This is a genomic window from Paenibacillus massiliensis 2301065 = DSM 16942, from assembly GCF_000377505.1.
Taxonomy (GTDB): Bacteria; Bacillota; Bacilli; order Paenibacillales; family Paenibacillaceae; genus Paenibacillus; species Paenibacillus massiliensis.
In genome coordinates this window covers 145541-167353 of record NZ_KB898190.1, presented here as the reverse complement: position 1 = coordinate 167353, position 21813 = coordinate 145541, and the positions used below count along the sequence as shown (strand labels likewise).

Below are 21813 nucleotides of genomic sequence, written 5' to 3'. Positions count from 1 at the left end.
ATTCAACCATTAGGCTTATTAAAGGAGAGAGAGCGATGTCTGAGAATACAATTACGGTCATGCTCAAGCCGCATGGCTGGCATCAGGGGTATGAGGAGGGCTATATGCGGGGAAGAGCGAACGCGATTGCAGCTCTGCCGCGCCCGGTTTTTCCGGTTCGTCCCCTGCATATTCTGTATATTCCTTCTGGCAAGTCATTCCCTTATTCCCCGATTGATTCGGCGATTATCGATGCGCTCCAGTTGTTGGCAACCCGGGTAACCGTGACGGACCCTTCCCTGCCATTCAGTGAGGTTGCTCTCCAGCAGCACCCGGATCTGGTACTGGCTCTGGATGGTCTGGACGTCGACAAGGAGCAGATGGATAAAATCCGCCGAAAGGGAATTCGTACAGCTGTCTGGTTGACGGACGATCCGTATTACACCGATCTGACCATTCCACTGGTCCAGCATTTCGACCACGTCTTCACATTGGAGCTGAATTGTCTAGAGCTGTACCAGCAGGCCTGCAGTGCATCTGTTCATTATTTGCCACTTGGCGTGGCACCGTCACATTTTCATCCGCTGGCTTATCCATCCAATAACCGCCGCGAGCTGAGCTTTACCGGCTCTGCTTATTGGAGTCGTATCTTCTACTTGCAGCCGATTATGGGTCAGCTCATGCAGCGTGACTTCCGCATCAACGGACTCTGGTGGGACCGGATGCCGGATTATCCATTGTATGCAGATCGAATTGATGTAGGCACCTGGCTGGACCCGAGTCAGACCAACGAGGTCTATAACGGAAGCAAGATTATTATTAATCTGCACCGCTCGCATGAGGATGAGCTTGTGAACAATAACCTGCTGAAGCTACCGGGGTATTCACCGAATCCACGCACCTTCGAGGTCGCGGCCTCGTCTGCTTTTCAATTGACGGATATGCGCGAGGATCTTCCCAGATTCTACGAGCCTGGTGTAGAGATCGAGACCTACAGCTCTCCCAATGAGCTGCTGGATAAGGTGCATTACTATCTGGAGCATGAGGAGCAGCGGCGAAACATTGCGCTCAAAGGGCTGGAGCGCACACTCCGGGATCATACGTATATGAACAGAATCGATCAGTTGCTGACGACTCTGTTCCCAGGGTGATGGAGATGAGCAAACGACCTACATTGATGTTATTCAGTCACATTAGCAGCAATCGGAGCATTACAGGAGCTGAGAAGCTGCTGCTCCACTTTTGCAGGGAAGTGGGCTCCTATTTCGATTGCATACTTGTCGCTCCGGAGGAGGGAAAGCTGACTACAGAGGCGCGTCGCGATAACATTTGCACACATATTCAGGAAATACCCGTGCTGTACGGCATGTATACCCCTTACCCTGAGCTGGAGAGGGATATCGAGCAATTAAAGCATTCGTCTGCATACACGGCTCTTGTGCGCATGATTCGAGAGCATCAGCCTGATCTGATCTATGTCAATACCTGTATCCATGTACTGCCTGCACTAGCGGCTAAAGAGGCTGGAGTACCTGTCATATGGGGCATTACGGAGATTATTCGTAGCAATGAGTATACTCCGCTTGCTGCACGAATCATGGAACGGCTGGCTGATCGGCTGGTGGGCATATCCCATGCGACGTTACGACCGCTACAGCAGGCTGGAATACGGATTCGGATGGATGTACTGTACCCGACGACCTCCATAGATTCGATGGGGCAGGCCCAGCGCTATATTCAGCGCACTCGTAAGCGGGAGAAGCTTCGCCTACGCCCCGAGCATATTTGCATAGGCTATATCTCCTCCTACATCACCGAATCCAAAGGGCTAAAGTCATTCATCGACATGGCGCTGGCCTTGTGTCACAGGTACCGGGACTGCCGCTTCTGGATCATTGGAATGCCGATTGAGCAGGAATATTACCAGCAATGTGAGGCCAAAATTCGCGAATCCGGCTACAGCAGACGCTTTCGCTTTTCCAAATTCGAGGAATCCGTAGCAACGGCTTATGGTGCCATGGATATGGTGGTCATTCCCAGTATGGTCGAGGAGGGCTTTGGTCTAACGGCATTGGAGGGCCATATGTACGGCAAGCCGGTCATTTCCTTTGCGCACGGAGGCCTCGTGGAGATTATGCAGCTATCCGGCAACGGTGACTATCTGGTGGAGCCAGGGAACAGCTATGAGTTAACGGCAAAAGTAGCGTACCTAATAGACAATCGCGAGGAAGCGGTGCGGGTTAGTAAACGAAATCAGCAGGAATCCATGCGCATGTATGGGGCAGATGTGTATCGTAGCCGCTGCAAGGAGATGGTCGTACGCTGGATTGCCGAGCATCCATCATGGTTTCCTTGCCTACAGCATCCAGATGGAGCTCTGTATGCTAATGGTGAAGGTTATGGGCACTGGACCGCACAAGGCTCGGAAGGCAAGCCACGAATTCGGCAATTCCCGGCACAGATCATTGAAAGTCTGCCTCTGCGGCGTCAGGAATCGGCTCCTGAGCTGGAGGCCGTGCAGCATCGGGCTGCACCTGAGCTACCGCAAGCTCTGCCGCCCGCTCCAGAGCCAGAATATGTGAGAGATTTCATACAAGTGCGTGCTGGAGGCAAGCGCAGGAGCATACGAAGACGCAAGGGTCAGCGTACACACCTGAAGGGTCGTCGCCGCATACATCAACGTATGAAGCGAACGTACAGGCTGGGCAAAGTGGGCAGAGGCAAGAAAAGGTGGGGAAGCAGAAGATGAAAATCATGACCATACTCGGTACCAGGCCGGAGATCATTCGTCTCAGCCTGGTCATGACCAAGCTGGATCAGTATGCCGACAAGCACATCATGGTGCATACGGGCCAGAATTATACGGAGAGCCTGAGTGGACAGTTCTTCCGCCAGCTTGGGCTGCGGGCGCCCGATTATGTGCTGCAGCAGAAGGCAGGAACACTTGGGCAACAGCTCTCTGCCATGTTCGGGCAGATGGAGACGATCCTTCATCAGGAGCAGCCGGATCAGGTGCTGTTATTGGGGGATACGAATAGTGCATTATGTGCGGTACTTGCTGAGCGGCTGGGCTTCCCCGTCGTTCATATGGAGGCAGGTAACCGTTGCTTCGATCTGGCCGTTCCAGAGGAGAAGAACCGAAGAGTCATTGATGCGATCTCTTCTATTAATATGCCTTACACGGAGCAGAGTAAGCAGAATCTGTTGCGAGAGGGATTTCCGGTGCAGCGCATTGTCCGTACCGGGAATCCAATCTATGAGGTAATGAAGCATTACGAGTCGGATATTCAAGGAAGCCGAATTCTGGACATCATGGGGCTAAGTAAGGGAGATTACTGCATCGTGACGGCCCACAGAGCCGAAAATGTGGATGATCCAGTGCATCTGGCAGCGATCCTGGATGGCTTGAATAAGGTCGCTGCGAGCAGTGGCAAGCGCATGTTATGCAGCATTCATCCTCGCACCGCTGCCCGGATTGCCGCAAGCCCCAGCATGACTCGACATCCACTTGTGGAATTCCATGAGCCCTTTGGCTTTTTTGATTTTGTACAGCTGGAGGCCCACGCCTGGTGCGCCTTAACGGACAGCGGCACCGTCCAGGAGGAATGCTGTATTTTGGGCGTACCGACCGTCACGATGCGTAAGACAACCGAACGGCCCGAGACGGTGGATTGCGGCAGCAATGTCATATCAGGATTAGACGGAGATGCGATTGCGGAGGCCGTCAGCATTATGACCTCATTGCCGCAAAGCTGGAAGTGCCCGGAAGGGTATCTGGCGGAGGACGTCTCGGATATTGTAGTCAAATATGTACTCGGTGGAAAACGACATGTATGAGCAATAGCAGAGTGCGCTAGCCATAAAGCGTCGTGGAAATATGGATATTAGGGAGGGTTCTCATTGAAGCTCCTGATTCTGGGCGGTAACGGCATGGCCGGGCATGTACTGGTCAATTACTTCAAGCATCAGGCTGTGCACCAGGTATTCTATACGACTCGTGATTCCAAGGACCAGGGAGGACTGCTGCTGGATGTGCTGGATGGTAGTATGGTTGATCTACTCATTCGCATTGTACGTCCTGCGGTCATTATTAATGCTATTGGTGTGCTAAATGAGCATGCAGAGCAGAAGAAGACGGATGCTTACTGGATCAACGGTCTGCTGCCGCATCGCTTGGTGGAGAGTGCGAATCAGGTAGGTGCGAGGGTCATCCATATCAGTACGGACTGTGTCTTCTCCGGATCGCGCGGTCGCTATACCGAGACTGACCCACCAGATGGTACAAGCGCCTACGCGTTAACGAAGATTCTGGGGGAAATACATGAGCCAGGACATCTCACGATACGCACATCCATTATTGGTCCTGAGATACGATCCCGGGCGATCGGCCTCATGCACTGGTTCATGCAGCAATCCGGGGAGGTAGCCGGCTATACGAGGGTTATGTGGAATGGAGTAACCACGCTGGAGCTGGCCAAGGCGATTGATGCCTTGCTGAATGAACAGCTCGATGGGCTCATCCATCTGGCCGTACCTCAGCCGATCAGCAAGCATGATCTCTTAGTACTGTTTAAGCGCATCTGGAGCCGTGACGATATTACAATCCGGCCAGAGGCGGGAATCGTGCAAGACAAGACCTTGCTCTCTACTCGCAAGGATCTGCAGTATCAGGTGCCATCGTATGAGACAATGCTGCAGGAGCTACATGACTGGGAGATGAAAGGAGGAGTACATTGAGGCCACTGGTTAGCGTCATTATCCCGTTCTATAATTGTCCCTATGTCGATCAGGCTGTACGAAGCGTGCTTGCCCAATCGTATAGCCCCGTGGAGATTATTGTCGTCGATGATGGCTCCACACAGTTCCAGGAACGTCTTGATCCCTATCGATCCCGTATAATTTATCTGGGCAAAGCTAACGGCGGAACAGCCAGCGCTCTCAATCATGGGATAAGGCATGCCTCCGGTCAGTACATTGCTTGGCTGAGCTCCGACGACCTCTTTTACCCCGATAAGATCAACAACCAGGTATGCTTCATGTTGGAGCACCAGGTCTATATCTCTCATACCAACTTTGACTATATCGATCTGCACAGTAACATCTCCAGGCATGGGGTAGCCCCTTTGTTTGCCAATCTGAAGGAGTTCTACACCTTCTTCCTGACTGCAAATCCTGTGAACGGTTGTACTGTGATGTTTCGGAAGGAGATATTCGAACGCCTGGGGCTCTTCGATGAGTCGCTGCCCTATACCCATGATGTAGACTTCTGGTATCGGGCGATTGTGAACGGCTATACCTTCCCGTTTCTGAATCAGTCGCTGGTCGGCTACCGCTGGCACGGGGGAATGGGGACGCTGCGCTATCGTGATGTGATTCAGCGTGAGTATGACTATGTACAAGGGCGAACCCGGGCGCGGATGGAGCAGTTCTTGCAGTCTTTTTGAAGAGTTGAGGAATATTGAAGAATAAAGAAGACTAATGATAGTCAACAACCACTTCCAAACGGGAGTGGCTGTTGCTATTGACGTGCGAAGAAATGCGAATGAATGCGAATGAATGTGGCTCATTATGCCCTGTTCAACTCACGCCATTTTATATCCAATACTGGGGGCGTGTATTGACTCATGAGATTCAGGAGGTTGGCAGGCTCCGAGGCAACAAGAAGCAGCTTCATATTTGAATCGTTCATGAACCCTTCCTGGATTGTATGCTGCAAAAGTGAAAGAAGGGGCTCAAAGAAATTGTCGGCATTCAGTAGGCCGATAGGTTTGTGGTGAATGCCCAGTTGGCTCCAGCTAAGCATCTCAAAGAGCTCCTCATAGGTACCGACGCCACCAGGCAAGGCGATAAACCCATCAGCCAGATCAGCCATGGTCTGCTTGCGCTCGTGCATACTGTTAACTTCAATTAGCCGGCTAAGCCTGGTATGTACCAATTCCTTGGGAAAAAGATTTGCTGGCATGACCCCCGTCACACTTCCTCCTCGCTCCAGAATCCGATTCGCCAGTTCACCCATAAGCCCGATTCTTGATCCGCCGTACACCAACTCAATATTCTGTTGAACGAAGAGATCTCCTAATTGGACTGCAAGTCTCTTATACTCGGGACGTGCTCCGAGATTTGAGCCAGAGTAGACACATACTCTTTTCATATTGTAACTCCTCTACTAGTATGTCATTAGAATTTTTGGATCATGTAAGCCCCTGTCAAGAGCAGCACTACGCCCGCAAATACAATTCCTAGGCAAAGCGCTCCAACACTAAAGCTGAGTAGCGAGGAAAGCATAGGACTATTCACCTTCTCGCGTAACTGGTTGTTCACTCCGACCTGCAAGGTTAGTGCAGCACCTGACAATAGAGATATCAGATAATACAGCCATGACATAAGTATGATCCCTCCTTTCTGTAAGGGCTCGTTGACGATGTTTAGCAGGACTATCATAATAGGGAACATAACATAATAAAAATAACTATTTAGTTCAGGAGGTATATTAAAATATTATATGTTTGTTAATCTGGAGCTTTATAGAATATTTTATGTTACGGCAAAGATGGGCAGCTTCTCCAAAGCGGCAGCTGAATTATTCACTTCGCAGCCTGCTATTAGTCAAGCGATCAAGCAATTGGAGAACAAGCTTGGGGGAGCCTTATTTTATCGCAATGCTAGAGGCGTAACCCTCACTGTAGAAGGAGAGGTTCTGTTCAGATATATTGAGCCGGGATATCATATGATGCTGACTGCCGAGCGTAAATTCGATGAACTACAGCAGTTAAATGCAGGGAATATCAGGATTGCTGTGTGCAGTGCGGTGTGCAAATATGAGTTGCTGGAGGCAATTAGCCAGTATTGTCATGTGAATCCAGCTATTACAATAGACATTGTAGATCAATCCAGTCAGGAAATTGCAAGACGGCTTAATCTGGGTGAGATCGATATCGGGATTATGAACTTGAGGAATTGGGATGAGCATACCGCAACTGTTGTCAAAAAAATAGAAGTCCAGGATTGTTTTGTAGCAGGAACAAGGTACGAGCATTTGTCCCGACAACCGATTCATATTCGGGAGCTTGCACAGAATTATCCGCTGATCCTGCTACAGAAGGGAGGAAGTACGAGGGAGTATATAGAGAATTATTTTCATAAGTGTGGAATACGCTTATCGCCGAAGATTGAACTAAGTCATCTGGATTTAATGGTTGAATTTGCTGTCAATGGACTGGGTATTGCTTGTGTAGCCAAAGAGTATGTCCTAAGAGAGCTTAAGAGCAGGCAGCTTGTTGAGATACCTTTACAGGAGAGCATTCCTCCAAGGCATCTCGTAGCGGCTATCAAAAAAGGAATGCCATTATCGACAGCGGCACAGGCTTTTATAGATATATTTGTAGGCATGAACGCCACCTCCCCTTCTGATGCTGCATCCAACCAAGCATGATTCTCTTATCTAGAGAACATGCTTCTTTTTGGTTCCGATCAGGGTACATGCGGATTCTGTGCATGGCTTGTTCCGCTGACCATATCCTTTCTTGCTGCTATGAATATATTAAATAGAGCTCTGGTAGCAGCTTCCTTGCACCGGACAGCTTTGCAGGAACCTTGAAGGAGGGTGTTACAGGTTTGAACGAACAGATTACAGTGCTCATCCCGTTCTATAATCCAGGACCCTTTCTGCTGGAAGCTATCGAAAGTGTATTTAGACAGACCTACAGCCAGTGGAAGCTTATTCTCGTGGATGACGGGTCAACACAGCCTTACTCGCCTGGATTGAAAAGATATTTGCAGGATCCGCGGGTTATGTTGCTAAAGACTGTACGGAATGTTGGACAATCAAAGGCAATGAACAAGGGATTGTCCCAGGTAAAGACCCCGCTTGTCATTCAACTGGATGCGGATGATTGGTTCTTCCCGTATACGCTGGAGGTTATGGTAAAGGAGGCAGCCAAGCTTCCGGAGAAGGTAGCCGTCATCTCAGGCAACATTCATATTGTCCATGAGGACGCTTATGGCAATCGTCTGATGACCGAGGTCTACAAGGGTCGCCACTACAAAGACAAGTATGCCTTCCTGCTCGCTAATTCGTCGGTATGGCCGCGATGCTATCGGGTATCCGCACTGCGCTCGATCGGGGGCTGGCCCATTGATGACAAATATGGCGGCAGATATCTGGAGGATAAGCGTGTATTGCTCCGTCTGATTGAGCAATATCATTTCCATTGGATTGATAAGCTGCTCTATAACCACCGTCGTCATGACACGAATCAGACCAATAATGTTCGTGTGTATGCCGAGATGGCAGAATGGACGATTCACAATGCGCTAAGCCGCTGGGGAAATGAATACAAGCCGGTCATTCTGACCTTCGGGGTCGGCTGGAAGCGACTGGATCGTCTCATTCCACTGAAGACGGCCAAAGGATTGTCCCCACCACTCAAGCCGGGGCTTGTACCTCAGCCACTCCAGGCACCGCCAGACATCCCGACTTCGCCGCCGACGCCTTCAATAGCCCCTGCCAGTACGGCTAAGCCTGCTGTAACAGCGGCACCAAAGGTAGCCACTCCACCACCGATACCAAAGGCACCAGCACCACCAAAAGCGCCATTATTGCCGCCAACGCCACCCATATCTTCTACCTCCTCTACCCCTCCAGCAGCAGCGTACACAGGCTTGAAGATTACGGAAGGGAAGGGACTGGGTTCTGCTCCTGGCATGGGCTTGGGGACTGGACCCAACACAGGACCTGGAACAGGACCGGGGACGGGCCCCGGCACCTAAGGAGTGTGAGCATGCATGAGTCAGGTGACGATTGTCGTCCCTACCTATAACAAGGCAGCCTACATCCAACGCACCCTGGAGTCCATTCATGCTCAGACCTATCGGAACTGGCAGCTGCTGATCATTGATGATGCCTCGACAGACCAGACTGTTGCGATTGCCAGACGACATGCAGACCCAGCCCGTACCCGAATGATCGTACGCAAAGTTAATCAAGGGATCTGTCATGTACTGAATGAGGCGCTCAAGCATATCAGGACCGAATACTTCATTCAGGTGGACGGCGATGACTGGATCGAGCGGGATGCTGTACAGGTGCTGTACAATGCGATGACCAGACAGCCAGCGACTACAGCACTTGCTTACGGGAATACTGTACATTGGCATGAGTATGGGGGACAGCTGCACTATCACAAGACCGTGAAGCAGCGAAGCTTCGCAAGCAGGTATGACTTTGCCGTATATGATCCCATGGTGCAGCCTCGCTTCTACCGGACCTCTAGTGTCAGACGTGTCGGAGGCTGGGAGATCGACAGGCTTACCGGTGGCCGGAAAATGGAGGATCGGCGCATGCTGCTGCGATTGCTGGATCATTACAGATTTGCCTACGTGAACCGTGATCTGTACCATTTCCGGTACCATCAATCGAACCTTAGTCATGATCGAAATGCTGCCGTCTACAACAAGCTGAGACGTTTTTATACAGAGAAGGCCCTGCAGCGCTGGGGTGGTCACTATCGCTGTGAACTGGTCGGACCACCGGAGCTGTGGCAGTCGGTCCGACTTGTTCCCACAGGACACAAGACGTGACTACAAGGATTATAGAACATGATTATAGAACACGATTATAGATCACTTGGCGACAGAGGAAATTAGATGGGGACAACAACTTAGTGTACAGAATAGATGTTTTGCAGATTTCTGGAGATCGAAATCGACCGTTCATAGAAGTAACTGAGGGACAGAGCTGTTATAGCTCTGTCCCTCAGTAATGAGTCTATTAATACTCGTTCATGCGTGAATTGCTGTTCCTGATTAGGGTGGTTATAAGCTATTTCCAATATAGGATACCTCCAGTTAGAAAGGCCTCATGATCTATGTACTTCCGTACATGAGATCATGAGGCCTTTATTTCATTATTTCAATAAGCTGTTACTCTTCCATAACATATTCATAGGCTTCCTTCAGACCGCTGCGCAGATCATAGCAGGGCTTCCAGCCAAGCAGTCGAACTGCCTCGCTATGATGCAGCACGCTGTGCCGGATGTCACCAGGCCTCTCAGGCTCGTAGCGTACCTGGAAGGGCTGAGAATGCAGCTGACGCAGCTCATGCACCAGTGTGTTCAGCGAGGTAGGTGTCGTGGTGGCGATCTGAATGATGTGCTGGTGTCCCCGCCTAACAGCGGCCAGGTTGGCCGCGACGACATCCTGCACATAGACAAAATCCCGTGTCTGCTGTCCATCTCCATAGACGGTCAATGGCAGACCTTTTTTCAGACGCTCCAGAAAAATGGAGATGACACCACCCTCCCCCTTGGGTGTCTGTCTCGGTCCGTATACATTCGCATAACGCAGAACAGTATACTCAAGGCCATAGAGCTTGTGAAAGACACGCAGGTAAGATTCTGGTGTGAGCTTGGAGATCCCGTAGAAGGAGATAGGCTCCACCAGATCCTCTTCCCGAATGGGGAGCTGATCCAGCTCTCCATAGACGGCACAAGAGGAGGGATAAATGACCTTACGCACTCCAGCTAGCCTGCAAGCCTCCAGCAAATGAGCTGTTCCGGCAATGTTCACTGTGGCATCGTAGCCAGGATTCTTGACGGAATATTGCACATCTGCCTGTGCGGCATGGTGGAACAGCACCTCAGGCTGGATGCGGAGCAGCAGCTCCTGTGCTTGCGGGCTACCAATGTCGCATAGGTGTAGGTGAGCTTGTGGGGAAACGTATTCCTGTTTGCCTGTTGAAAGATCGTCTATAATGTGGACTTCTGCCCCTGCAGAGAGCAGGGCATCGACCAGGTGGGAGCCGATGAATCCCGCTCCTCCTGTGACGACAGCCTTCATGACAGTCGACCCGCTTTCATCTGATTGCGGAACCAGTCAATCGACAGTTGAAGCCCCTCTTCCAGCGAAATATGCGGTTCGTACTGTAGCAGATTGCGCGCACGAGAGATGTCAGGTACGCGCACAGGCATGTCTTCATAGCTGCTTCCATAAGCATCGATATATGGAATGTATTCAATCGTGGAAGAAGACCCTGCAATAGTGCGAATCTTCTCGGCCAGATCGGCAATAGTAATTGGCTTCTCAGAGCCAATGTTAAATGCCAGTCCGTCCACCTCCCTCTCCATAGCGGCGATGGTGCCCTCGACCGCATCGCTGATATATGTGAAGCAGCGAATCTGCGATCCATCGTTGTATACCTGGAGCGGCTCACCTAGCAGCGCAGCCTTGATGAACCGGGATACGACCCCGCCATAGGGAGAGGAGGTCTGCCGCGGACCGTAAGCGTTAAAGTAACGGACGATGCTGACCGGGAGTCCTTCCTGCGCATAAGCGAAGCATAGATGCTCATCTGTTGCCTTTGCTGTCGCATAGCACCAACGATTGATGGAAGGTGCACCAAGCACACGGTCCGAATCCTCGCGGAACGGAAGCTGTGTGTTGCGTCCATAAATCTCCGAGGTGGACGAGAATACGACCTTGATCCCGCGCTCGAATGCCAGCTTCAGAATATTGCGGGTACCGTCTATATTCCCCTCAATCACCTTCAGCGGATTCTCCACTGTATTCTTTACGCCAAGTACGGCAGCCAGGTGAAAGATAACGTCACATTTGGCCACGAGCTCGCGAAGCACGCCTGCATCCGTCACAGAGCCTTTTATAAAGGTATGATTGGGATTGTGGGATACCTGTTCAAGGAAATGCAGTCGACCTGTAGACATGTCGTCCAGCGTCCATACCCGATGACCGAGCTGGAGCAAGCGTTCTACCAGATGTGAGCCAATGAAGCCAGCTCCGCCGGTTACCAGAATGTTCATGCTTGACACCGCCTTTAATAGATTTTGTAGCTGTACTGGATCACTTGAATGATCAGATCAGGATGATTTTGCTGCGATCCTTGACATGCTTGGTAGCATTGCGGGTATCGATAATCAGATTGGAGACGGACGGGAGCTGCTCATAGGGGACAGAAGAGTGGTCAGACAGAATCAGCACACAATCGTGCTGCTGGATGTTTCTTTTGGTAAGTGGGATACTCTGAAGCTTCGCACGTCCTACGGTAACCTCGGGAATATACGGATCGGAGTAGCTTATACGGACACCGAGCTGTGACAGCTTCTCCATGATCGGAATGGCTGTGGATTCCCGCATGTCATTGACATCCTTTTTGTAGGTGATACCGAGGACCAGGACACTACTCTTGTTCAGTGCCTTGCGGGCTGATAGGGACTGGCTAACCTTTTGTACGACATAGTTGGGCATGAAGCGGTTCACCTTATGGGCCAGATCAATGAATGTCAGATCGTAGCCGTATTGCTTGGCCTTCCAGAGCAGGTAGAGTGGATCAACGGGAATACAGTGTCCTCCAATGCCGGGTCCAGGATAATAGGGGGTAAAGCCATAAGGCTTGGTACTCGCTGCATCAATGGCTTCCCAGAGATTAATGTTCATCTTCTCGCAGAGCACCGTCAGCTCATTAATGAAGGAAATATTAATCAGCCGTTGGCAATTCTCCAGGATCTTGGTGAACTCGGCTACTCTCGGGGATGATACGACGACGACTTGATCGAAGATACTTTCATAGACTTGCTGTGCAAAGGCTGTGCATTGTCTTGTCACGCCGCCAAGTACCTTCGGAATCGCATGTAGAGCAGCTTGCTGCGGCCCCGGATCGATACGCTCGGGAGAGTAAGCCAGATGGATTTCTTCACCGACCACAAGTCCCTTAGCCTCCAGCATGGGCTGCAAAATCTCTTCCGTTGTTCCCGGATACGTTGAGCTCTCCAGTACAATTAACTGGCCCTTGTGCAGGTGGGGGAGCACGGCTTCCATGGCCTTTTTGACATAGGTGAGATCAGGCTGGCTGTCACGGTCCAGTGGTGTAGGCACACATATGATAATGGCATCTGCATGCGCGACATCGGCGAAGTCGCTGCTGACCTGGAAGAGCCCGTCTGCGAACATCAATCGAATCTCTTTGGCAGAGAAATCCGAAAGATAGCTTTGATGCTGCAGCAGCTTCTGAATCTTGCTATTATCCACATCTATTCCATAGACGTGGTGTCCTTTGCTGAGGAAGAGCTGAGCCAAGGGGAGTCCTACATATCCTAATCCGATTACGGCAATGTTGAAGGTTGACTTGTTCATGTTTTCACTCCTTTTCCAGTGCTTGTATATCCTACTCATTCGCTCTTCCAAACGTATAGATTAAAGTACCGTCAGCGCAAAAATGGTAGAATACCATGCCTGTTCCAGGATTCAAGAGATTATGGTGAATGGCGCTATGAATGGCAGACGTCATGGAAAATGGTTGGATGTCCCTGACGGTGACAGACACCAGCACATAGAATAGTGTGAAATGTCTTGGGGAGGTGCTGGATTAGGTGAGAATTTTGCTAAGTACGTATTTTTACTTGCCCCATGTCGGCGGTCTGTCGACCTACGTAGACACGCTTAAGCAGGGGCTTGAACAGTTGGGACATGAGGTGGATGTGTTCGCCCATCACCCGGATATGGCGCATTATTACATGTCGAACAACGGTCGCAAGCTCAAGAAGTCACTTATTGAGGAACGTGTACATGGTCAGCTCAGCGCTTACTATGAGCAACACATGCCACATGTGGAGCACTGGATTCGTTGGCGAGATATCGAACGCTATTGCTTCGAGATTGCGGCAGCCTCCTTCGGCCTGGAATCCTACGATCTGATTCATACGCAGGATATTGTCTCTACCCGAGCCCTGTGGAGGGTGAAGCCGAAGAAGACGCCGTTGGTGGCCACCATACATGGCTGTATTGCTACGGAGTTCCTGCACAATGGAGAGGTTACAGGAAAGAACACACTAGCTTGGAAATATGCTGCGGCTGAGGAGCTGTATGGTGCTACCTCCAGTCATGCGACAGTGGTACCTTCCCGCTGGCTGCAGCAACTGATGGTATCGGACTTCGGTATTCCGAACCGTCATGTAAAGGTCATGCCCTACGGTATTGATGTAGATGCCTTCATGGCGCGGACGCAGCATCCGACAGAAATAAGTGCAGCAGAGGGGACCAAGGTGATCGTGTGTCCAGCCAGATTGGTGCCTGTCAAAGGACACAAGTACTTAATTGACGCGCTGGCTCGCTTGAAGCAAGAACGTACAGATTGGGTGTGCTGGCTGTTAGGAAATGGACCACTCAAGGAGGAGCTACAGCAGCAGACGCAAAGGCTCGGCCTGCAGGAGCATGTCCTATTCTTGGGAGATCGTGCAGACGTACCAGCCTTGCTCAAGAAATCGGATATCTTCGCGCTGGCGAGTCTGCAGGATAATCTGCCGTTCTCCGTCATGGAGGCTCAGCTGGCTGGGACTCCCGTCGTAACGGCAGGAGCCGGTGGTATTCCCGAGATGGTGCAACATGGCAAGACGGGCTTCATTTGCCTTCCAGGACAGAGCAATGCGCTATATATACACCTCAAGCGTTTGCTGGACAATCCGGGGCTACGGGCTCAGATGAGTAAGCAGGCCCAGGAGTGGGCGACGGAATACTGGTCCATGTCACGCATGATGACTGAGACGATGGAGCTCTATGAAGAAGTGACGAATCAACCTAGCTAAGAGAAAGGAATGACGCATATGGCTTATCGTATGGGGCTGCTCAGACAGACCAAATGCGCTGTGGGCAGACCAACCCAAAGCAGACGTACAAAAAGCGAACGCACCAAAAGTGAACGCACCGCGACTTGGGGTTCTGCTCGTAAGCGACGCCGGTCAGAAGGCTTGAAGAGTCGGAAAAGAAAGCCAACGTCGTATAGCGGTAGCGGCGGGGGAGTCAAGCGACAAGCGAGAAGACTTAGGAGGAGCAATCAGGCCAGAGGCAGCAGGGGAGTGAGACAACGGAAGCCGAAGCAAGTGAAGCAGCTCAAGCCGAGCAGTCCATTGCAGCAGCAGAGAAACCACTTCATAGCTCCTGCGCTACCGCCATGGCCTGGAGCGCCGCAGCAGGCTGAGGCTTGCCCACCTGAGCAGATGCTGCAGCCGTTGGTGCCTCCAGTACCCCCAGTACAGCCTATAGCAGCAGCACCTACTCCTGAGCAGCTGATTCAGCAAGTACACCCGTTGCACCCAGTAGAGCTGTCGGAATCGGTGCTCCCGAATCTGGCAGCAGCAGCGCTGCAGCACGAAGGAGAGGTAGCAGGCAGTGATGAATGGGGAGCCCATTCTGCAGCGTTCATTGCCGAGCATTCAGGATTTACTTCTGAGCACTTAGCAGGTGAAGCTGCCGAGCATGTATCGTCTCATCCTGTTGAAGTTGTCGAGCATGTACCGTCTCATCCTGTTGTGGCTAGTCCGTCGTCAGTTCAGGAAGAAGCAACTGAGGCTTCTTTTGTTGCAGGACACACGGTGCAGGAGAACAATATAACGAACAATATAACAAACGATATAACGGATACAAGCGTTTGGGGCGCTCCTGTAGCTCGCGGTGCATCTCCTGATTCAGCTGCAGGCGAGCCTGGAGTGCGAGAGCATACCGCCCCAGAGGAGAATTTACCCGTGATCACCAGCCTGGAGTTGGACCCGGCTTTCCTGGAGGTATTGTTGACATCTTCACCTGCAGCCTTGTCGAGTGCTAAGGGCATGGGAAGAGATGAGGGAGTGGGGACGGTCCTGTCTAAGGATGAGATAGATCAGCTTGCCCAACAGGTCAGTCCACCAGAGCTATAGTAGTTGTTGTAGATGCTGCTTGAGCCTCTTTGGGAAGGGGTTATGAGGGGACGTTTCTTATAATGCGCGAGTGTGCAGGGAGCAAGGGGAGCGATACTTTCAAGAAAAAAGATTCAGTGTAAATCAGCCTTCAGTATGCTGCTTCCCCGGCGTCTGAAGGTTGTGTTTTTGTACTCAGCTGGGAGAGCCTAGAGCAGTGGATTTGCTAGAACATCACTAAATTGCAGGATGCATGCTCTATCTAGCTCTTGTAGCTTACCCTTCCATGTCTCAACGGGTCTTTGCCCTTTCATTCCTTCGTTACACCTGACAAGGAGAAGGAGGGTGGTACGGCATTAATGATCACTGTAACGTCCTTCAGTGCCCATTTGCCTTTCCAGCTGAAGGCTTTGGCAGCTCTCCTCTAGCTCCTTTAGCCGCTTGATTATACATGAAGCACAGTACAATCCATCCTCCCCTGCCTTCAGCGATTCGGAAGAGCTCATTCCAATTACATTTTGAGCTCCGGGCTGAAGCATCCGCATCGACAAAAGCCCATCATCTTACGAGTCGCGTCTACCAAGGATACCTTACGTGCGTCTGACTGAGGTCAGATACTAATTTATTTAGAGGGAAAGAGCATTTTTTTGCGAAAAGGGTAGATTTTTCTCAAAATCTTTGTTATTTTTGGGATAAAATATAATTTATAAGAATCAATTCAATTAAGTCTAATATTTTCATATTTCGCAGTTGGTTACAAAGGGGATGAGCTTGTCATGTAGAAGCTTTTATGTAGTAGGAGTAGGTTTGTTCAAACACTGAAAAGTAAGCGCTTCCTTTTTTTAGAGTTCGGCTGCTCGTGTCCTAAATTTCGAGCACCGATGCTGACTCACAATCACCCACACCTTCTGTACCTCACCCAGGAACTCACCTATAAGAGCCACGAATCTCACTTGTAGTTGTCGTCTTCTCATGTCGAAATCGTTTTAGAAAGGGGGTGAGTATTCACGACTCATCCGTACGCTCGCTAGCGTGCGCACATCGTGTCAGAACAGAGGAGCAAGCTTGCTATTCTCACTTTATACAAAGGAAAGGTGGTACTATGAAGACAAAACTGAAAGCGGGACCCAAAAAACAAAATACGCTTCGTAAAGGTATGAAGCACATCCTCGCCGCCACCGTGCTGGCGGCGGGAATTTTTCCTTGGATGCCTCCGAGTGGTACTCAGGCTGCAGAAGCCCATGTGGATAATCCGTTTATTGGTGCTACGGCTTACCTGAACCAGGATTATTCCGACCTAGTCGATACATCCATTGCGCTTACCACTGATGCCTCATTAGCAGCAAAGATGGAAACGGTTAAATCCTATCCGACAGCGGTATGGATCGACCGCATAGCAGCCATCTATGGGGGAGATAACAATGCCGGACGCAAGAGCATCGAGGAGCACCTGGATGCCGCTCTGGCACAAAAGAAAGCCGGTACACCCATTACAGCTTCATTCGTCATTTATAATCTGCCTGGCCGTGATTGCCACGCCTTGGCTTCCAACGGAGAGCTGCCGCTGACGCAGGCTGCCCTGCAGACGTACAAAACAGATTATATTGATGTTATCGCTGATATCTTTGCCAATCCCAAATACCAAGATATTCGCATTGTCACCGTTATTGAGCCCGACAGTCTGCCGAATCTCGTAACCAACCTTAGTACCCCGGCTTGTGGACAGGCCAGCTCGACAGGGATTTATGCGGACGGAGTGAAATACGCTCTGGACAAGCTGCATGCGATCCCGAATGTCTATACGTATCTGGATATCGCCCATTCCGGCTGGCTCGGATGGGATAACAACCGCTCAGGTACAGTCTCCTTGTATACGAACGTGGTTAGGGAAACAAAGGCTGGTCTGAACAGTGTTGACGGCTTCATTACAAATACGGCTAACAGTACTCCCCTCTTCGAGCCGAATCTGCCCAACTCGGACTTGAATGTTGGAGGACAGCCGATCAGATCCGCCAAGTTCTATGAATGGAATCCGTATTTTGATGAGACGGACTTCACAGCTGCACTCTATTCTGATTTCGTACAGGCGGGCTGGCCGAGCAGTATTGGCTTTTTGATCGATACCAGCCGCAATGGCTGGGGCGGCGCGAATCGTCCAACAGTTGCGTCTGGCAACGATATTAACACGTATGTAGACTCCGGTCGTGTCGATCGTAGGGACCACCGAGGCAATTGGTGTAACAACAGTGGAGCAGGTATCGGTGAACCACCTACGGTAGCGCCTGGTCCTGCACATCTGGATGCCTATGTATGGGTCAAGCCTCCAGGTGAGTCCGATGGTTCTAGCTCTGAAATTCCCAACAATGAAGGCAAAGGCTTTGACCGGATGTGTGATCCAACGTTTACAACCCCTGATGGCGTGTTGACAGGTGCCCTACCTAACGCACCCATCTCGGGCCACTGGTTCCATGATCAATTCGTGATGCTGGTACAAAATGCATACCCTGTGCTCTCAGGCACTGACAATGGAGGCGGCGAACCAACGGCTCCAGCAGCTCCAACAGCACTGAAAGCAACAGCAGGCAATGAACAGATTGCACTAAGCTGGACTGCTTCCACAGGCGCAACGAGCTATAACATCAAGCAGGCACTAAGTGCCTCCGGTCCATTCACAACGGTAGCTTCCGATGTATACACTACATCCTACACGAATACAGGTCTGACTAATGGAACGACCTATTATTATGTCGTTAGTGCCATGAATGCCGTTGGAGAGAGCATTGATTCCTCCGTCGCTTCCGCAACGCCAGAGAGTGTGGTGGCTCCGAGCGGCGATCTGGTATTGCAGTACCGCACAGGAGATACCAATGCAACGGACAGCCAGATCAAACCAAACTTCAATATTAAAAACATTGGCAATACTCCTGTTAGCCTGAGTGATCTCACAATCCGCTATTACTTTACCAAGGAAGGTACGGCAGATATGGATTCGGCAATCGACTGGGCCCAGGTTGGCAGCGAGAACATTCAACGCACTTTCACGGATTCGTATGTGGAGCTCAGCTTCACAGCTGCAGCTGGTTCGATTCAGCCAGGCGGACAATCCGGGGATATTCAGCTTCGTATGTACAAGACGGATTGGAGCAATTTTGATGAAACGAATGATTACTCATATGACTCTACCAAAACATCGTATCAGGACTGGGAGAAGGTGACGCTCTACAAAGACGGTATTCTGGTCTGGGGTATTGAGCCTTAAGCATGTCTTCTTATAGCTCTACTTGTAGGTGCTTCCTTAATTCAGACAGGCAAACCAACCGAACCGATTTTCGGATTTGATTCGTTAGCCTGCACGTGCTGTTGAAGCAACCGTCATTCTCTTAATCTAGGGAATGGCGGTTTTCTCTGTACTCAAGGATCCATCCGAACAACAAAGGACACGGAATGTACTATATTTCTTAACACCTATGTCCTGGCTGTCAAAAAAGGGATACCCTTGACTCTCAGCGTAAAATAGAAGTAGACCAACTATCACACAAAGGAGGTTCGCATGGAGCGAGACTCATATATAGACAGCTTCTTGAAGGAACATTTTGACGGAAATGATCTGAAGAAGCCTTTGTTTTACAACTCCCGCATAGCCATTCGGTTCGAGATGGGGGCAAATGTGGAGGAGCCCGAAGCAAGAGCTGCGCAAGTGAAGCAAAGGGCCGTAGCCTTATATAATGCCTTGAACCAGCCTGAGGACGATGTGCTTGTGGTGCTATTCATGGACAAGTGGATGGATGAGCCTGTGGATGCGCTTGAGCAGGGGGTTACGGAAGCCTTCAATACCTATATAGACCAGAATCACATAGGGCCACTAGGTAAAAAAGAACAGGAGTATCGGTATAAGGAACCGGATGATTCCGATGATGTGATGACGATTCGGTATGCGGTGCGTGTGAAATCCAGATATGTGAAAATAGCTGACCTTATGGAGGCCATTGCTAAGCAGACGCTGGGGGTGGAACCTACGGTAGATGGCGACATTTATGTGTTGAACACAACGAACAGGACGATTTTTCATCTCTATGATGATCGGGGACTGGATATAGTAGCTGCGGACAGAGAGATGCTGAGAACGATATATGAGCAGTATAACGGCTGGATTTTGGACTATGACCGTGACAGAATTGATGCCACATTCAACTAACCCATGCCATGATTCGGGGAACGCTTATTATCACTAAGAAATGATCGCAAGATATGAATTGAATGTAGCAAATGTGTTTGTTTTGGTACCTACAATGACCCGATGCACTCATACAAATATAAGCTTAATAGGAGGCTTCACGATTGTCTGACCTCTTGTTGCCAGATCGCTTACTGCCAAATCACTTACTTATAGTATTTTTGCTGAATTTGTCTTTATTTCTCCTGCACGAAATGGATGCGATCAGACATGCGGAGTGGAAAATGTTTGTCGTGCTCAAGGAAATGGAGGATTCCACCGCATATAAAATCTTCACAGCTATTCATCTACCTCTGTACCTAATCATTCTGTATTTCCTGTTCAGTCCTCACCAGACCATTGTGTTCTGGGTTCTCGATCTGTTTTTCATGATTCATGCTCTATTGCATCTTTTGTTCGAAAAACACCCCCAGAATGGAATGAAAAATGCGTATTCCAGATCCATTATTTATGGCATGGGTATTCTGGCAATGGTTCATGTCATGTTACTTTTCTAGTGACTTAATTGTGCGAATGTTGTGGAGCATGTTCATGTTCCATGACATTCTTTTTTTATTGTAAGGAGCACCATATCATGGATGAGTATGTCACATTAAAGGACATAGTGAGTTAACTTTTAATAAAGAAAGCGCTATCAATAACTCTTTTTATCCTTCTCGCACAATAAACCCGCAATCATTTTGGCAAAGTGGTACATTGTAGCCCTCTTCCGAACTAGGTAGACTTGATCTCAAGATGAACAGCTTAGAGAGGATGTGTAACCATGCCACTTCAAAAAACATTATTGGCCCTTGAGGCTCTGGATAGTGCTTATGTTACAGGAGAGAGTGTGAAGCAGTTGTTTGCTTCCTACCCGCGTGTGTCGGTAGAGGTAAAGACGGTGCAGGGGGAAAAAGGTAGCACGGATTTTGTGAAAATTGTAGTGCCAGGAGCTGACGGGAAATCAGGCGGTGGGCAAGCCCCAACGATGGGGATTGTCGGTCGTCTTGGCGGCATTGGAGCACGCCCCGGGCGCATTGGTATCGTCTCGGATGCGGATGGTGCAGTAGCTGCAATCGCTGCGGCCTTGAAGCTGGCAGATATGCAGACGAAGGGAGATGTGCTTCGCGGAGATGTCATTCTGACGACTCACATCTGCCCAGACGCGCCGACACTGCCGCATGAGCCGGTTGATTTCATGGATTCTCCTGTAGACATCCAGCAAATGAATGAGCAAGAGGTCCTGCCCGAGATGGAAGCCATTCTGTCGATTGATACGACCAAGGGCAACCGTGTCATTAATCATAAAGGGATTGCGATCTCGCCGACGGTCAAGGAAGGCTATATTCTGCGCATTAGCGAGGACCTGCTGCGACTGATGGAGATGGCAACAGGACAATTGCCTGTGACCTTCCCGATCACAATGCAGGATATTACGCCTTATGGTAATGACCTGTACCATATCAATTCAATTCTGCAGCCAGCCGTAGCTACACATGCTCCGGTAGTAGGTGTCGCTATTACAGCTCAGGCTGCTGTACCAGGCTGCGGCACGGGAGCAAGCCATGAGATTGATATCGCTACGGCGGTTCGATTTGCCATTGAAGTTGCCAAGGAGTTCACCGGCGGGATTTGTTCCTTCTATGACGCTGCGGAATTTGAGCGTATTCACAGCCTCTATGGCTCCATGAAAGTGCTGCAGACCTCGGGCGCTAAGTCTGGTAGCCCTACGGCCTAATTCTTGAATCCTACAGCTTGATAGGCTAGTACCTTGACCTGATCAAATGAGTGTAGAGCCGCTGCAAGCAGGGAGCCCTATCGACCTCTGTTAAGCTTGCTGTTCTTTCGAACGAAAATGAAAAGCTGATGAACAGTAAGCTTAAAGGAGGCCACTGTCGTTTCTCTAGGGCTTCCCCGCTTTCCGCTAACCACTACGCTCTCCAG

The 21813-nt window shown here is 50.2% G+C and carries 19 protein-coding genes; 14 read left to right on the top strand and 5 right to left on the bottom strand.

Translation table 11 applies throughout. The annotated features are described in order from the left end of the window. Window positions 1–35 precede the first annotated feature (35 nt). The 5 genes from D328_RS0113415 (at window position 36) to D328_RS0113395 (ending at window position 5423) form a co-directional block, all read left to right on the top strand. The gene (locus D328_RS0113415) at window positions 36–1130 is read left to right on the top strand and encodes a CgeB family protein (protein WP_018885537.1); all 1095 of its coding nucleotides are present in this window, start codon (window positions 36–38) and stop codon (window positions 1128–1130) included. 5 nt (window positions 1131–1135) lie between these two features. Next, window positions 1136–2728, top strand: coding sequence for a glycosyltransferase family 4 protein (locus D328_RS30030; RefSeq protein WP_018885536.1), 1593 nt, complete (start codon window positions 1136–1138; stop codon window positions 2726–2728). Then, the gene (gene wecB / locus D328_RS0113405) at window positions 2725–3816 is read left to right on the top strand and encodes a non-hydrolyzing UDP-N-acetylglucosamine 2-epimerase (RefSeq protein WP_018885535.1); all 1092 of its coding nucleotides are present in this window, start codon (window positions 2725–2727) and stop codon (window positions 3814–3816) included. The genes D328_RS30030 and wecB overlap by 4 nt, the downstream gene beginning before the upstream one ends. 63 nt (window positions 3817–3879) lie before the next feature. Continuing rightward, window positions 3880–4716: a dTDP-4-dehydrorhamnose reductase family protein gene (locus D328_RS0113400; protein WP_018885534.1), complete on the top strand. Its 837-nt coding sequence runs from the start codon at window positions 3880–3882 to the stop codon at window positions 4714–4716. Further along, entirely contained in the window at window positions 4713–5423 is a 711-nt protein-coding gene (locus tag D328_RS0113395; protein WP_018885533.1) for a glycosyltransferase, read from the top strand. The genes D328_RS0113400 and D328_RS0113395 overlap by 4 nt, the downstream gene beginning before the upstream one ends. 122 nt (window positions 5424–5545) lie before the next feature. Here D328_RS0113395 and D328_RS0113390 read toward each other — a convergent pair whose 3' ends face one another. Together D328_RS0113390 and D328_RS29075 are read right to left on the bottom strand one after the other, a co-directional pair. Continuing rightward, window positions 5546–6130, bottom strand: a complete 585-nt coding sequence (locus tag D328_RS0113390; RefSeq protein ID WP_018885532.1) for an LOG family protein — start codon at window positions 6128–6130, stop codon at window positions 5546–5548. Between the two features lie 26 nt (window positions 6131–6156). Continuing rightward, entirely contained in the window at window positions 6157–6363 is a 207-nt protein-coding gene (locus D328_RS29075) for a DMT family transporter (RefSeq protein WP_018885531.1), read from the bottom strand. Between the two features lie 118 nt (window positions 6364–6481). On the opposite strand from D328_RS29075, the gene D328_RS0113380 reads away from it, so the two are divergent. The 3 genes from D328_RS0113380 to D328_RS0113370 all read left to right on the top strand — a co-directional run bounded on the left by D328_RS0113380 (window position 6482) and on the right by D328_RS0113370 (window position 9558). Then, window positions 6482–7411, top strand: coding sequence for a LysR family transcriptional regulator (locus D328_RS0113380; protein ID WP_018885530.1), 930 nt, complete (start codon window positions 6482–6484; stop codon window positions 7409–7411). Between the two features lie 182 nt (window positions 7412–7593). Next, a complete protein-coding gene (locus tag D328_RS0113375) occupies window positions 7594–8748 on the top strand; it encodes a glycosyltransferase family 2 protein (protein ID WP_018885529.1) in 1155 nt (384 codons plus the stop codon). A gap of 15 nt (window positions 8749–8763) precedes the next feature. Further along, complete coding sequence (locus tag D328_RS0113370) at window positions 8764–9558, top strand: glycosyltransferase family 2 protein (protein ID WP_018885528.1); 795 nt, start codon at window positions 8764–8766, stop codon at window positions 9556–9558. Window positions 9559–9900: 342 nt separating this feature from the next. Here D328_RS0113370 and D328_RS0113365 read toward each other — a convergent pair whose 3' ends face one another. From D328_RS0113365 to D328_RS0113355, 3 genes are read right to left on the bottom strand one after another with little or no spacing between them, the layout of a single operon-like run. Then, window positions 9901–10815 carry an NAD-dependent epimerase/dehydratase family protein gene (locus D328_RS0113365; protein WP_018885527.1) on the bottom strand — a complete coding sequence of 305 codons (915 nt, stop codon included), beginning with the start codon at window positions 10813–10815 and terminating at the stop codon, window positions 9901–9903. Then, window positions 10812–11792: an NAD-dependent epimerase/dehydratase family protein gene (locus D328_RS0113360; protein ID WP_018885526.1), complete on the bottom strand. Its 981-nt coding sequence runs from the start codon at window positions 11790–11792 to the stop codon at window positions 10812–10814. The genes D328_RS0113365 and D328_RS0113360 overlap by 4 nt, the downstream gene beginning before the upstream one ends. A gap of 52 nt (window positions 11793–11844) precedes the next feature. Further along, window positions 11845–13122 carry a nucleotide sugar dehydrogenase gene (locus D328_RS0113355; protein WP_018885525.1) on the bottom strand — a complete coding sequence of 426 codons (1278 nt, stop codon included), beginning with the start codon at window positions 13120–13122 and terminating at the stop codon, window positions 11845–11847. A 236-nt stretch (window positions 13123–13358) separates the two neighbouring features. Between D328_RS0113355 and D328_RS0113350 the strand changes: the two genes are divergently transcribed. The 6 genes from D328_RS0113350 (at window position 13359) to D328_RS0113320 (ending at window position 21607) form a co-directional block, all read left to right on the top strand. Beyond that, window positions 13359–14570 (top strand): glycosyltransferase family 4 protein, encoded by a 1212-nt coding sequence (locus tag D328_RS0113350; RefSeq protein WP_018885524.1) that lies wholly within the window; start codon window positions 13359–13361, stop codon window positions 14568–14570. Window positions 14571–14588: 18 nt separating this feature from the next. Further along, entirely contained in the window at window positions 14589–15677 is a 1089-nt protein-coding gene (locus D328_RS0113345) for a hypothetical protein (RefSeq protein WP_154659054.1), read from the top strand. 1081 nt (window positions 15678–16758) lie between these two features. Next, window positions 16759–18915, top strand: coding sequence for a glycoside hydrolase family 6 protein (locus D328_RS0113335; protein ID WP_018885521.1), 2157 nt, complete (start codon window positions 16759–16761; stop codon window positions 18913–18915). Between the two features lie 291 nt (window positions 18916–19206). After that, window positions 19207–19851, top strand: coding sequence for a DUF3885 domain-containing protein (locus D328_RS0113330; protein ID WP_018885520.1), 645 nt, complete (start codon window positions 19207–19209; stop codon window positions 19849–19851). A gap of 143 nt (window positions 19852–19994) precedes the next feature. Next, window positions 19995–20387, top strand: coding sequence for a DUF6713 family protein (locus tag D328_RS0113325; protein ID WP_018885519.1), 393 nt, complete (start codon window positions 19995–19997; stop codon window positions 20385–20387). A gap of 266 nt (window positions 20388–20653) precedes the next feature. Beyond that, a complete protein-coding gene (locus tag D328_RS0113320) occupies window positions 20654–21607 on the top strand; it encodes a DUF1177 domain-containing protein (RefSeq protein WP_018885518.1) in 954 nt (317 codons plus the stop codon). The last annotated feature ends 206 nt before the right edge of the window (window positions 21608–21813 follow it).

Excerpts from the sequence above, each read along its gene's own strand:
- wecB (WP_018885535.1), top strand. The coding sequence starts at position 2,725 with ATGAAAATCATGACCATACTCGGTACCAGGCCGGAGATCATTCGTCTC.
- D328_RS0113320 (WP_018885518.1), top strand. The coding sequence starts at position 20,654 with ATGCCACTTCAAAAAACATTATTGGCCCTTGAGGCTCTGGATAGTGCT.
- D328_RS0113360 (WP_018885526.1), bottom strand. The coding sequence starts at position 11,792 with ATGAACATTCTGGTAACCGGCGGAGCTGGCTTCATTGGCTCACATCTG.
- D328_RS0113380 (WP_018885530.1), top strand. The coding sequence starts at position 6,482 with ATGTTTGTTAATCTGGAGCTTTATAGAATATTTTATGTTACGGCAAAG.
- D328_RS0113370 (WP_018885528.1), top strand. The coding sequence starts at position 8,764 with ATGAGTCAGGTGACGATTGTCGTCCCTACCTATAACAAGGCAGCCTAC.
- D328_RS30030 (WP_018885536.1), top strand. The coding sequence starts at position 1,136 with ATGAGCAAACGACCTACATTGATGTTATTCAGTCACATTAGCAGCAAT.
- D328_RS0113390 (WP_018885532.1), bottom strand. The coding sequence starts at position 6,130 with ATGAAAAGAGTATGTGTCTACTCTGGCTCAAATCTCGGAGCACGTCCC.
- D328_RS0113335 (WP_018885521.1), top strand. The coding sequence starts at position 16,759 with ATGAAGACAAAACTGAAAGCGGGACCCAAAAAACAAAATACGCTTCGT.
- D328_RS0113415 (WP_018885537.1), top strand. The coding sequence starts at position 36 with ATGTCTGAGAATACAATTACGGTCATGCTCAAGCCGCATGGCTGGCAT.
- D328_RS29075 (WP_018885531.1), bottom strand. The coding sequence starts at position 6,363 with ATGTCATGGCTGTATTATCTGATATCTCTATTGTCAGGTGCTGCACTA.
- D328_RS0113345 (WP_154659054.1), top strand. The coding sequence starts at position 14,589 with ATGGCTTATCGTATGGGGCTGCTCAGACAGACCAAATGCGCTGTGGGC.
- D328_RS0113355 (WP_018885525.1), bottom strand. The coding sequence starts at position 13,122 with ATGAACAAGTCAACCTTCAACATTGCCGTAATCGGATTAGGATATGTA.
- D328_RS0113365 (WP_018885527.1), bottom strand. The coding sequence starts at position 10,815 with ATGAAGGCTGTCGTCACAGGAGGAGCGGGATTCATCGGCTCCCACCTG.
- D328_RS0113330 (WP_018885520.1), top strand. The coding sequence starts at position 19,207 with ATGGAGCGAGACTCATATATAGACAGCTTCTTGAAGGAACATTTTGAC.